Annotated in this window: 12 protein-coding genes, 1 other RNA gene and 1 pseudogene; 7 read left to right on the forward strand and 7 right to left on the reverse strand. The window is 49.4% G+C overall.

Annotation, left to right across the window (positions count from 1 at the left end):
- Positions 1-126: 126 nt before the first annotated feature.
- Genes AYI96_RS15500 through sdhC form a run of 4 tightly spaced genes read right to left on the reverse strand, consistent with a single transcriptional unit; the run spans position 127 to position 3,350 of the window.
- Positions 127-834 carry a succinate dehydrogenase iron-sulfur subunit gene (locus tag AYI96_RS15500; RefSeq protein WP_039032724.1) on the reverse strand — a complete coding sequence of 236 codons (708 nt, stop codon included), beginning with the start codon at positions 832-834 and terminating at the stop codon, positions 127-129.
- A gap of 12 nt (positions 835-846) precedes the next feature.
- Positions 847-2,613, reverse strand: a complete 1,767-nt coding sequence (gene sdhA, locus AYI96_RS15505; RefSeq protein ID WP_071477404.1) for a succinate dehydrogenase flavoprotein subunit — start codon at positions 2,611-2,613, stop codon at positions 847-849.
- Positions 2,614-2,961, reverse strand: a complete 348-nt coding sequence (gene sdhD, locus AYI96_RS15510) for a succinate dehydrogenase, hydrophobic membrane anchor protein (RefSeq protein WP_039032721.1) — start codon at positions 2,959-2,961, stop codon at positions 2,614-2,616.
- Positions 2,955-3,350: a succinate dehydrogenase cytochrome b556 subunit gene (gene sdhC, locus AYI96_RS15515; RefSeq protein ID WP_025011017.1), complete on the reverse strand. Its 396-nt coding sequence runs from the start codon at positions 3,348-3,350 to the stop codon at positions 2,955-2,957. Before sdhC ends, sdhD begins: the two co-directional genes overlap by 7 nt.
- A 412-nt stretch (positions 3,351-3,762) precedes the next feature.
- On the opposite strand from sdhC, the gene AYI96_RS15520 reads away from it, so the two are divergent.
- Positions 3,763-5,049 (forward strand): citrate synthase, encoded by a 1,287-nt coding sequence (locus tag AYI96_RS15520; protein ID WP_039032720.1) that lies wholly within the window; start codon positions 3,763-3,765, stop codon positions 5,047-5,049.
- A gap of 414 nt (positions 5,050-5,463) precedes the next feature.
- On the opposite strand, the gene AYI96_RS15525 is transcribed toward AYI96_RS15520, so the two are convergent.
- Positions 5,464-7,233 carry a monovalent cation:proton antiporter-2 (CPA2) family protein gene (locus AYI96_RS15525; protein ID WP_039032719.1) on the reverse strand — a complete coding sequence of 590 codons (1,770 nt, stop codon included), beginning with the start codon at positions 7,231-7,233 and terminating at the stop codon, positions 5,464-5,466.
- 486 nt (positions 7,234-7,719) lie between these two features.
- Here AYI96_RS15525 and AYI96_RS15530 point away from each other — a divergent pair, with 486 nt between their 5' ends.
- A complete protein-coding gene (locus AYI96_RS15530; protein ID WP_039032718.1) occupies positions 7,720-8,217 on the forward strand; it encodes an outer membrane protein assembly factor BamE in 498 nt (165 codons plus the stop codon).
- Positions 8,218-8,300: 83 nt separating this feature from the next.
- Here AYI96_RS15530 and AYI96_RS15535 read toward each other — a convergent pair whose 3' ends face one another.
- The gene (locus AYI96_RS15535; protein WP_039032717.1) at positions 8,301-8,636 is read right to left on the reverse strand and encodes an RnfH family protein; all 336 of its coding nucleotides are present in this window, start codon (positions 8,634-8,636) and stop codon (positions 8,301-8,303) included.
- On the reverse strand, positions 8,626-9,063 hold the full coding sequence (locus AYI96_RS15540; protein ID WP_144361930.1) for an SRPBCC family protein: 438 nt from the start codon (positions 9,061-9,063) through the stop codon (positions 8,626-8,628). The genes AYI96_RS15535 and AYI96_RS15540 overlap by 11 nt, the downstream gene beginning before the upstream one ends.
- Before the next feature lie 207 nt (positions 9,064-9,270).
- Between AYI96_RS15540 and smpB the strand changes: the two genes are divergently transcribed.
- The 5 genes and pseudogenes from smpB to AYI96_RS15565 all read left to right on the forward strand — a co-directional run.
- Positions 9,271-9,756 (forward strand): SsrA-binding protein SmpB, encoded by a 486-nt coding sequence (gene smpB, locus AYI96_RS15545; RefSeq protein WP_025009743.1) that lies wholly within the window; start codon positions 9,271-9,273, stop codon positions 9,754-9,756.
- A gap of 115 nt (positions 9,757-9,871) precedes the next feature.
- Positions 9,872-10,226: a transfer-messenger RNA gene (ssrA, locus tag AYI96_RS15550) on the forward strand.
- A 202-nt stretch (positions 10,227-10,428) separates the two neighbouring features.
- Complete coding sequence (locus AYI96_RS15555) at positions 10,429-11,652, forward strand: integrase domain-containing protein (protein ID WP_144361931.1); 1,224 nt, start codon at positions 10,429-10,431, stop codon at positions 11,650-11,652.
- A gap of 104 nt (positions 11,653-11,756) precedes the next feature.
- Entirely contained in the window at positions 11,757-12,677 is a 921-nt protein-coding gene (locus AYI96_RS15560) for an IS5 family transposase (RefSeq protein WP_144361932.1), read from the forward strand.
- 44 nt (positions 12,678-12,721) lie between these two features.
- A pseudogene (locus AYI96_RS15565) lies at positions 12,722-12,865 on the forward strand (IS256 family transposase); the annotation flags it as partial.
- Positions 12,866-12,892 lie beyond the last annotated feature (27 nt).

The raw sequence follows: 12,892 nt of genomic DNA on the forward strand, positions 1-12,892 counted from the left end.
CCCCTGGGACATCCGGATGTTACGGCCTTTTGTAGTCCTTTACACACAAAAGAGCCACTTTCTGCCCAGAGAAAGTGACTCCCCACGAGCCTATGTAATTATTGGATTAAGCTCGTCGTCTTGCATTTATACAGCCCGCTTCAGCAACATGGACTTGATGTGTCCGATGGCCTTGGTTGGGTTCAAGCCTTTCGGACAAACATCCACACAGTTCATAATGCCGTGGCAACGGAAGACGCTGTATGCATCATCCAGCTCGCTCAGACGCTCCTCGGTCGCAGTATCTCGGCTGTCTATCAAGAAACGATAGGCATGCAGCAGACCACTGGGGCCAACAAACTTATCCGGGTTCCACCAGAATGACGGGCAAGCCGTAGAACAACAAGCACACATGATACATTCATACAGACCATCCAGGTGAGCACGCTCCTCCGGTGACTGCAGATGTTCACGGGCCGGCTTCTTCTCATCATTGATGAGGTACGGCTTGATCTTCTCGTATTGCTTGTAAAACTGACTCAGGTCAACCACCAAATCACGCACCACAGGCATACCGGGCAGAGGACGGATTTCAATCTTCTTGCCCTTGAATGCAGATACAGGCGTGATACAGGCCAGACCGTTTTTACCGTTCATATTCATGCCGTCGGAACCACAAACCCCCTCACGGCAAGAGCGACGGAAAGACAGGCTTGGGTCCTGCTCTTTAAGCTTGAGCAGGGCATCCAATACCATCATATCGGTGCCTTCGGCCACTTCCAGGCTGTAATCCTGCATGTAGGGTTTAGTGTCTACATCAGGATTGTAGCGATAAACTGCAATATCCAATTTCATCTTCGCAACTCCTTAGTAGGTACGCTTCTTCGGCGGGAAGGCTTCACGTGTCTTGGGCGCCATGTTCACTTCACGGGTGGACATGGTTTCGTTGACTGGGTCAAACAGGCTGTGACACAGCCAGTTGGCGTCATCACGCTCAGGGAAGTCTTCACGGCTGTGAGCACCACGGCTCTCGGTACGGAAGTTGGCTGCGTAAGCAGATGCGATAGCTGTTGCCATCAGGTTATCCAGTTCCAAACACTCGATACGCTGAGTGTTGAACTCTCTGGAGTTGTCAGATAGCTTGGCATTGGCCAGACGCTCACGAATTTTCTGCAGTTCTTTCAGGCCTTCGGCCATGGCATCACCGCTACGGAATACCGAAAAGTTCAGTTGCATGCACATCTGCAGATCTTTACGGATAACCGCCGGATCTTCACCGTCTTTATTGCTTTCCCAACGATTCAGACGCTCAAGAGACTTCTGAATGTCGGCTTCAGTCGCAGCTTTGGGATCTGCGGTTTCATCCAGCGCTTTACCCAGATGTTGACCGGCTGCACGACCGAACACTACCAAGTCGAGCAGTGAGTTACCACCCAGACGGTTAGCACCATGAACCGATACACAAGCAATTTCGCCCACGGCGAACAGACCCTTGATATCTTCTTCAGTACCATCGGCGTTCTTATGGATCACCTGACCGGATACCTTGGTTGGCAAACCACCCATCATATAGTGACAAGTTGGGATAACCGGAATTGGGCCATCGGCGGGATCTATGTGAGCAAAGGTACGGGATAGTTCACATACACCAGGTAGACGCGCTTCCAGGGTTTCTTTGCCCAGATGGTCCAGCTTCAGCTTCAGGTGTGGGCCCATAGGACCTTCACAACCGCGGCCTTCACGAATCTCTGTCATCATGGAACGGGCAACCACGTCGCGTGAAGCCAGGTCTTTGGCGTTGGGCGCATAGCGCTCCATGAAGCGTTCGCCGTCTTTATTGAGCAGGTAACCACCCTCACCACGACAACCTTCAGTCACCAGAACACCGGCACCGGCAATCCCGGTTGGGTGGAACTGCCACATTTCCATGTCCTGCAGCTGAACCCCGGCACGGGCAGCCATACCAACACCATCACCTGTGTTGATGTGAGCATTGGTAGTAGAAGCAAAGATACGACCGGCACCGCCGGTAGCCAATACAGTGGCCTTGGCTTTGAAGTAAACGATTTCACCGGTTTCAATTTCGATTGCAGTACAACCTACGATGGCACCGTCTTCGTTTTTAACCAGATCCAGGGCATACCACTCGGAAAATACCTGAGTCTTGTTCTTAACGTTCTGCTGATACAGGCAGTGTAGCAGCGCGTGGCCGGTACGGTCGGCCGCAGCCGCGGTACGAGCCGCCTGCTCACCACCGAAATTCTTGGATTGACCGCCGAAAGGGCGCTGATAAATAGTGCCGTTTTCAAAGCGGGAGAATGGCAGACCCATCTGCTCCAACTCGATAACCGCTTCAGGGCCGGTCTGACACATGTACTCGATGGCATCCTGGTCGCCGATGAAGTCGGAACCTTTTACCGTGTCATACATATGGTGTTCCCAGTTGTCCTCGTGGGCATTACCCAGAGCAACAGTGATCCCGCCCTGAGCCGAAACCGTGTGAGAACGTGTAGGAAAAACCTTGGACAGGAGCGCACAGCTCTTGCCCTCTTGAGAAATCTGCAGTGCTGCGCGCATGCCGGCACCACCGGCACCAATCACGACAGCGTCAAACTCGCGTACTGGAATAGCCACTTAAACACCCCACACTATTACTATGCCCGACGCCAGATAAGTAAAGGCTGTCACGACAAAGACAAACTGTAAAACCCCACGCAGTGCTACGTTTTTGACGTAGTCAGTCAGTACCTGCCAAATACCGATCCAGGCATGGATAAGCAGCGCAATAAGCGCCAGCAGAGTAAAGACTTTCATCGGCAGTGAAGCAAACAGCCCATGCCAGACATCGTAGGTGAGAGGTGAACTGCAAGCTGCAAATCCGACCAGGAATATAGTGTAAACGGCCAGAATGACGGCACTTGCGCGTAATAGGATGAAGTCATGAACACCACTGCGTCCAAAACTCGCTGCATTGGTTACCATACCCAGATCCCCGCTAATACAGAAAACACTGCGGTCAGGACAAATACTGCCTTGGCCGATGCCTTACCCGAAGGTAGCTCTTCCCAACGACCGGTATCCATTACCAGGTGACGCAAGCCGCCCAGCAAATGATAAGCCAGTGCGGTCAGAATGCCCCACAGGATAAACTTCACCACGAAGTTGTCTAACAGAGATTGTACGCCTTGGAAACTCTCGGCCGACGCCAGCGAGGCGTTCAGCAACCAGAGGAGTATACCAACAGCGAACAGCATGATCACACCGGATACCCGGTGCAGAATGGACACAATTGCAGTCGCCGGGAAGCGAATGGTCTGCAGATCTAAATGGACAGGTCTTTGCTTTTTCACGTTCTGCTCACTCAGCTCCATTGAGCATTTTTTTTGTTATGTGAACCGATTTTGCTCTTACACAGTTCTGTGACTGAAGTCACAGAGAAGGGTTTCACAATAGAAGGTTGAAACAAAAAGCTAACTTGTTGACAACACACAAAATTAGTTAATTAGTGATATGCTAACCAAGCCCGCCGTTTGTAGCTCTTGCGAGCCGCAGCAAGTATACTCGTCGTAAATGTCAAATACAAACATCACATTATCCAAATTTTGTTTTTTTGCCCTTTTTACAGGATAAGTGCTGGTGTTATCAGGGAAATTGGTCTTACCTATACCATGGTCTAACGAATTTAAACGCTTATTTAAATTGAAATGTGATCTGGATTGGCTGTAAAGTAATGGCCGTTTGACATGCCGCACTCACATAAGAATGAAGTAAGGAGAACGGGGTATGGCTGATTTAAAAGCCAAATTGGAATTACCAGGGAACGACTCGATTGAACTGCCAGTGAAACAAGGAACTGCTGGTTTCGACGTAATCGATATCAGTAAACTCGGCAGTAAAGGCTACTTTACCTTTGATCCAGGATTTCTCGCGACGGCCTCCTGTGAATCTGCAATTACCTATATCGATGGTGCGCAGGGTGTATTGTTACACCGTGGCTATCCGATAGATCAACTGGCGACAGAATCCGACTACCTGGATCTCTGTTACCTGCTGTTGTACGGCGAGCTGCCAAGTAAGGCAGAGTATGAAAAATTCGCCTACACAGTTAAAACTCATACCATGGTGCACGAGCAGTTGGCCTCCTTCTTCAGAGGCTTCCGTCGTGACGCTCACCCAATGGCCATGCTTTGTGGCGTGACAGGCGCTTTGTCTTCTTTCTATCAGGACTCTTTGGATGTCAACGATGCCCGTCATCGTGAAATTGCAGCCTTCCGCCTGGTTTCCAAGATGCCAACCATTGCCGCCATGTGCTACAAGTACTCCATAGGACAGCCGTTCGTGTACCCACGCAACGACCTGAGCTATGCCGGTAACTTCCTGTCGATGATGTTCGCTGTACCTTGTGAAGAATACAAGGTGAACCCGATTGTGGAACGTGCCATGGATCGCATCTTTATCCTGCACGCCGATCACGAGCAGAACGCTTCAACCTCAACCGTGCGTCTGGCGGGCTCTTCGGGTGCTAACCCATTTGCCTGTATCGCTGCCGGTATCGCTTCGCTGTGGGGACCTGCCCATGGTGGTGCCAACGAAGCTTGTCTGCGTATGCTGGAAGAAATCGGTACTGTGGATCGCATCCCTGAGTTTATCGAACGCGCCAAAGACAAGGATGATCCTTTCCGTCTGATGGGCTTCGGTCACAGGGTTTACAAAAACTTCGATCCACGCGCCAAAGTGATGCGTGAAACCTGTCACGAAGTGCTGGCCGAACTCAAGGTTAACGACCCTCTGCTGGATGTTGCCATGGAACTTGAGCGTATCGCCCTGGAAGATGAGTACTTCATCTCCAAGAAGCTCTATCCAAACGTCGACTTCTACTCAGGTATCATCATGAAGGCGATTGGTATTCCAACCTCCATGTTTACCGTTATCTTTGCCCTGGCTCGTACTGTTGGCTGGATTGCCCACTGGAAAGAAATGCTGGATCAGCCTGGTCACAAGATCAGCCGTCCACGTCAGCTCTACACAGGTGCGACTTCCCGCGACTTCGTGGAACTGGACAAGCGTTAAATCTAAGTGGTTAAAAGTCCAAATCCGATGACCTCTGGTCATCGGATTTTTTGTACCTCTTTGATGTCTATCAGCCCTTTATCCACGCCAAACTGCAACCGTACGCTTGAAACAGTCACTCCAATAAGGCTTGAGATAGTAATGAGCGGGTATAGAACCTGACCAAGCTAAACTCACCATAAGCCGAATACAAACTGCCCAAAACTTAAACCAAGCATCCAAGCATCCAAGCATCCAAGCATCCAAGCATCCAAGCATCCAAGCATCCAAGCAAGAATGTTAAGACAAGCTATCATTTACCCGACCACGCTTAAAAAATACGAATAATTCCTCGCGGTGGTCTCTGTTGTAAAGCTTAGCTTGCCGGTCAGTACGCCACCCCAGACCGCACATAGGACTTGTTCGCGCCTTCTATTATAGCCCCTTGTCTTTATCAGCCCGCATCAAGGACTCCAGCTCTGCCCTGCCCTTATTGGACAAGCGAATAAGCGCCTTAAGATCATCCTTGTGCTTGGCCCCGGCCTCAACCTGTGCCTTGTCGTGCTCGGCAAATATCTTCACCCGCTCATTGGCTTGAACCTGACTGAGTCCCAGTGTTTGCAACACACTCTCACTGGCACTGAGGGCCGAACCGAAGGTTTCCCGAAATACCGACGTCACCCCAAGACTCATCAAACGATAGGCATGGTTACGGTCACGGGCCCTGGCGACCACGGCCACATGGGGAAAGTGCGTCTTCACCTGAGTCACTATCTGCAATGAATCTTCCACATTGTTGACCGCTACCAGGATCACCCGCGCCTTGGGCAAACCGGCCGAAAACAGCATATCGAGCCGCTTGGCATCACCAAAATACACTTCACCACCAAATTGGCGCACCACGTCCACATGGCGGGCATCTTTATCCAGCGCCACAAACGGGATCCCTGAGGATGCCAAAATACGGCCGGTGATCTGCCCCATACGGCCAAAACCGGCGATGACCACTTCACTTTCTGACCCTTCTATCACATCAGGTAAACGGCTCGCTTCCACCGGTTTGCCAAGCAACCTGAACAACTTCAGCAAATAAGGCGTTATCGCCATCGACAAGCCTATAGCCAATACCAACATCTGGCTGATTTTCTCAGATAAAAGCCCTGACAACTGTGCCTGGGAAAGCAATACAAAAGCAAATTCACCGCCTTCGGCCAAGATCAACCCCAACACCATGGCACTGCGCCAGGTATGGTGTCTAAACTTCCCAAGCAACATAAGTACCAAAGTCTTCACCGCCAGCATGCCAAAGAGGATCCCCAACAACGCCAAAGGCTCCTTCAGCAGTAAGCCCAGATCCATGGTCATGCCTACAGCCATGAAAAACAGCCCCAAAAGCAAGCCCTTGAAAGGCTCAATATCGGTTTCAAGCTGATGGCGATAACCCGAGTTGGCCAGCATGATACCGGCTAAAAACGCCCCCATACCGGCCGAAAGCCCTAGCCAGGCCATTAGCGCCGCGCTGCCCATCACCAGCAATAACGAAAACGCCGTCAGCACTTCGCGCACCCCACTGGCCGCCACCAACTGCAATACTTTGGGAAGCAGGTATTTCCCCACCAGCAAAAATCCCAAGAGCGCCAAACAGGTCCAATACCAGGGCACGGCATGATGAGCCGGATCGGCGCCGCTTGGCGACAGATAGGCAATCAGCAGCATCATGGGGATCACCGCCAGATCCTGCATCAGCAACACCCCAAAGGCGTCACGACCTACTGGTGTGGTGAGCAGTCGCTGCTCATTCATTAATTGCACCGCAAATGCTGTAGAAGACAGGGATAGCGCTGCGCCAACAATAATAGCGGCTTCGATGGAAAGCCCGACACCGAATGCCAAAGCGCTGACCACTGCCCAGGACAGCAGTAACTGACCACTGCCGAGGCCGAATATGGCACTGCGAAGTTCCCAGAGTTTGCCAGGAGTCAATTCAAGCCCCATGACAAACAGCATGAGGATCACCCCAAGCTCGGCAAAATGAAGCACAGCTGCCGGCTCGGAAACCACAGCAATACCGCCCGGTCCAAGCAGTACACCGGCGGCAAGGTAAGAAAGTATGGGGCCTATACCAAAGCGCTTGCCAAGTGGAACCAACACCACGGCAGCGAGCAAAAACATGAGCACTGAGGTAAAGATGCCGGCCTGTTCCATCGAGACTCCTTAACAAATAGCAATAGAAGGCTGTTGTTTGCCACACTTATATACAGGGATAAAAGGCATGGATGATTTAAATGACCCAAAGCAGCTTTTACTTGGGCCTATCACGGGAGTTTCAGTATAGCCAGCTTTATGGGCCTTGATAACCGAAATTTTGAACGTATTTAAAAATAAGTCTTTTAAATACAAATGGTTTTCAATGCTGCAGCAGGCTTATTGCAAGCCGGTAAAGCGAGTTCAAAATTTCTTGTTAGTCGATCTGGCACCGATTTTGTCCGAAGCGACTAAAATAAGCCCCTCCCGTGAATTTATTCTATTTTCCAGAGGTTAATTTGAGCCAAAACAACAATTTTGCAACAGCGAGACGAACCAAGTCACTTTTATGTTGTCGAAGCCTCAAGCGCCGAGTCAATAGCCCTTGTCAGCACGGGCTGGGCTTGGGTATTATGGCCGACAGTTTTTCATGAAGTAGCACATTCAATGTCAATTAAAAAGCAAAGTCTTACCCTGCTGAGCGTTAGTGCGCTCACCCTCTCACTCAGTGCCTGCAGTGTCTTTGACTGGCTGGTGTACAAGCCTGATATTCCACAGGGCAACTATATGGAGCCTCAGCAGGTGGAAAAGCTACGCATCGACATGACCAAGGAGCAGGTGGAATTTGTGCTTGGGCGTCCTGTACTGCGGGACAGCTTCAAGGATGATACCTGGTACTATGTTTACCATTACAAGAGTGGTCGTGATGCCAGCATTACCCATAAAGAACTGATCCTGCACTTTAGTGGCGATCAATTGGCCAAGGTCACAGGGGATTACGAACTGAGTAATGAATTCAATACCCCGCTGGAACAAAGTAGCCTGCCAATGGCCAACAGCCCTGAGCTGACGCCGCAGATCCCACAGCAACGCGGCGATGAAAAACCTTTGGTTGAAGAGCAGGATCCAACCAAAATGAATAAACACGAACAGGACCGTAAGTAATGGCTTACGCCTAAACTTGAATCCAAGACATTAAAAAAGCGCCTGTTGGCGCTTTTTTAATGTCTTGGATTCAGCAAAGTAACTCAGTTGATTTTGGCGCCGGTCACTTTATTGATCCGCCCTTCCTCCGCGGCCTTCTCGGCACGCTTACGGCGTACCTCTTTAGGGTCGGCAATCAAAGGACGATAGATTTCAATTCTCTGCCCGGGTTCAACTTCGTCATCGTGTTTGACCTGACGGCTGAAGGTGCCGAGTTTCACCGTTTCCAAGTCAATCTCAGGGAAAAAAGCCTGGATGTTACTCTGACGCACAGCCTCGATAAAACTGGTACCCGGCGTCACGGAAACACTGATCACTTTCTGTTGTGTCGGTAAGGCATAAATAACATCGACACTGAATTTTTCCTGTTCACTTGCCACTGTATACTTCCTTCGCCCTTTGAGTAAAAGCCGTAACCATAGAGGTAACCAGCTCTTTGAATACCTTGCCGAATGCCATACCCACCAAGGCGCTGGAGAACTCAAAATTCAACTCAAACTCCACCTTACATGCATCTTCTGCCAACTCAGTAAAATACCAATGACCGGTCAAATACTTGAAAGGGCCATTCTCCAGTTGCAGCTCAATACTTTTACCCTCCACCACCTGATTACGGGTGGTAAAGGTCTTGCTGATCCCGGCTTTACTGATATCTACCGACGCCAGCATGGTTTTGCCATCAAACTCCAACACCTTGCCGCCAACGCAACCAGGGAGAAACTCTTTATAGGACTCGACATCATTGACTAGCTGGTACATCTGCATCGCACTGTAACGTACCAGAACACTGCGGGAAATCTGTGGCATCCGTTGGTTGATACTCTTGGCTGACTCAAAACAGACCCGGATTTTAGCATGCCGGTCAAAAAACGCATCCTTTGTTCCATCGCAATGAGTTCTACCTCTGTAAGCGCTCAAAAAGCCAGCAACAAAACCCTAAGCTACTGCCCGCAACTCAAAATATTCTTCCAGGCCAATTCCAAATTGGCTGCTGCTGCGTATAATAGCCAGCCTATGGCTAAGAAGAATGCAAAAAAATCCGCAAACGCTCCGGCAACCATTGCCCGGAACAAGCGTGCGACCTTTGAATATCGCTTCGATGAAAAATTCGAGGCCGGTCTGTCCCTAATGGGATGGGAGGTCAAATCCATCCGCGCCGGCAAGGTGAATCTGTCGGAAAGCTTTGTCATGCTGAAAAATGGCGAAGCCTTCCTGCACAACTGTAATATCACCCCACTCAGCGCGGCATCGACTCATGTGGTCTGCGACCCAACCCGCATGCGTAAACTGCTGCTTAATCGCCGTGAACTGGACCGTCTGGCCGGCTTGGTTGAAAGGCAGGGTTACGCCATAGTGCCCATCTCCATGTACTGGCGTAAAGGGGCCTGGGTCAAGGTTGAGATAGGCTTGGGTAAGGGCAAGAAAGCCCACGATAAACGCGACGATATTAAACAACGTGACTGGGCTATCGAAAAAGCCCGGGTCATGAAGAGCAAGTAACTGATATTTGCTGTTATTTCGCACGCCAATTGTACGGATAACCAGCAAGTGATTGTCCTTTGCTAATTAAAGCCTTGGTAAGCAGGTGGTAAAGGGGTTACAATCGATACATCACGGGGGCGATTCTGGATTCGACGGGATTCGCGAAACTCCGGGAGCATGCCGAGGGGCGGTTGGCCTCGTAAAAAGCCGCACAGTTATAGTTGCAAACGACGATAACTACGCTCTAGCAGCTTAAGGCCGCTAGCCATCTACCACAGGTCTCGCACATGGGCAGTGGATTTGATGGTCACCTTACATAGTGCTAGCGAGGGAACCTTGTCTGGGGGTGAACCGCGAAACAGTACCAGGCTCACCGTTTGGAATCCTGTCTTTCGGAGTTCAACCGGTTAAATAAAAGAGAGACTAAGCATGTAGCGCCTTGAGCGTAGGTTTTTCGGACGCGGGTTCAAGTCCCGCCGCCTCCACCAATTCAAAGTAAAAAGACGTCTTCGGACGTCTTTTTTATTGCCTATAAAACAACAAAATCAACAACTTGCGTACCACGACGTATCAAGTGGTCTCACTGAATCTCACAGCTTTAGTATCCCAAACGGTATTCCAAGGTGATTTGACTTACTCTTGGAATACCATGATTATAAATCATCCAACTTGAGGCTATCGGGGGTAAATATGGCCACCAGCACAACTCGTCTCACCAACACCCAAATCAAGAATCAAAAGCCAGGCCCTAAGGACATTGTCTTATCTGATGGTGGAGGGTTACAACTACGAGTCAGAACTAACGGCTCTAAGCTTTGGAACTTCAACTATTATCATCCCATCACCAAAAAGCGGGTTAATATAGGTATTGGTCCCTACCCTGAAATTTGTCTTGTGAAAGCGCGCGAGTTAGTTTTGGAATACCGACAACTAGTAGCAACAGGTGTAGACCCGAAAGAAAAACGAGAACAAGAATCACTCAAAAACAAACAAGAAACTATGTACACGCTGAGGAATGTTGCAGCTGAATGGTTAGAGATTAAAAAGCACGAAGTAACAGAAGATCATGCCAATAAAACTTGGCGCTCATTAGAGAGACATGTTTTCCCTGAATTTGGTAGCACCCCACTTACTAAAATCACTGCTCCGAACGTCATAAAGCTATTTCGACCAATAGAGGCTTCAGGCAGTTTAGAGACCATTAAACGCCTGAGTCAGCGGCTAAATGAAATTATGAACCACGGTGTCAACTCCGGTTACATCGTAGCGAATCCGTTAGTAAAAATTCATACTGCATTTAAGAAGCCCAAAAAAGAGAACATGGCTACCCTAGCTCCATCAGAGCTCCCCGAACTCATGCGCTCGCTTTCCCAAGCTTCCATTAAACGTGTAACACGCTGTCTTATAGAGTGGCAGTTACACACTATGACACGTCCCTCTGAAGCCGCCACTGCACGCTGGGATGAATTAGATTTGGAGAAGCTAATTTGGACAATACCTGCAGAGAAGATGAAAAAGCGTCGAGTGCACGTTATTCCGCTTACCCAACAGATGCTCGGCATACTCGAAGCCATCAAGCCGATAAGTGGCCACAGAGAATTTATATTTCCATCAGATAGAGATCCAAAAACTCACTGCAATACACAGACTGCTAATATGGCATTAAAGCGTATGGGGTATGGAGGAAGACTTGTTAGCCATGGTCTTCGCTCCTTAGCAAGCACCATTCTCAATGAAGAAGGGTTTGAATCTGACCTCATCGAATCAGCGTTGTCACATGTCGATGCCAATTTAGTACGGGCGGCATATAACCGCTCCGACTTCCTGGAGCGGCGACGTCCTATGATGAACTGGTGGAGTGAGTACATTGAGACAGCTGCTGATGGAAATTTATCCGTCGCATCAAAACGATAAGTGAAGGCAAGCTTCGATTAAGCATGGCTTTGTTGCTTAATTCGATGGAACTAAATCAAGAAGCTACGATCTGATCGGCTACACCCATTAATCGTCGTAGCCTCATGCCTAAACCTCGTTACAAAACAACTAACTGGACGCAGTACAACAAAGCCTTAATAAACCGTGGTTCTCTGACCTTTTGGGTTGATGAGGAAGCGATAGCCGAGTGGAAGCAAAACAAACAAGGCAAGCGCGGCAGACCTCGTCAATTTAGCGACTTAGCCATTACTACTGCACTGATGGTGAAACGCATATTCTCTATGCCGTTGAGAACACTGCAAGGATTTCTAGACTCGGTATTTAAGCTGGCTAACATCCCGCTAGTTTGTCCGCACTACACCTGCATAAGCCGTCGCGCTAAGGAAGTTGAGGTTTCATTTAAAACTAAAACCAGAGGTGCGATACAACACCTAGCCATTGATGCCACAGGTCTCAAGGTTTATGGTGAAGGTGAATGGAAGGTCAAGAAGCATGGTACTGATGGGAAGCGTAGGGTTTGGCGTAAGCTGCATATCGCAGTAGATACTAGCACCCACGAAATAGTCGCAGCAGAGCTGAGCTTATCTAACGTAACCGATGCCGAAGTACTTCCCAACTTGCTTAAGCAGACACGTCGTAAAATCATTGAGATATCAGGAGATGGTGCTTATGACACAAGGAATTGCCATGATGCCATACGGGTCAAGCGAGCTGTTGCGCTCATCCCGCCAAGAGAGGGAGCAGCCTTCTGGGAACAAGGGCATCCTCGTAACTTAGCGGTAGGTTGCCAAAAGCTCTACGGCTCCAACAAGAAGTGGAAAAAGCGGTATGGCTATCATAAGCGCTCGCTATCAGAGACAGCAATGTACCGAGTAAAACAGCTGCTAGGTGGGAAATTAAGCTCAAGAAGTTACAATGCTCAGGATGGCGAGACTTACGCCATGATCAAAGCGCTGAACAAGCTTACAGGGCTTGGTATGCCTGAAACTCAGTATGTTGTATAGGAATTGCTCAATTTCAGGCGGTTTGGTTTCCTGTCCGAATTACGCAACAAAGCCTACTCAAACTGCTCTACGCCGGTATATTGAAGGCTCAGGAGCGGTGGTCACACCCGATTCAAAACTGGAATTTAACGCTATCTCAGCTGTCCATCCATTTTGAAGGACGACTGGATGCTCACATCGATCTGTGATTTTTAACGTGACACAGAATTTTGAAC

This window comes from Shewanella sp. MSW (assembly GCF_007636515.1).
Classification (GTDB): Bacteria; Pseudomonadota; Gammaproteobacteria; order Enterobacterales; family Shewanellaceae; genus Shewanella; species Shewanella indica.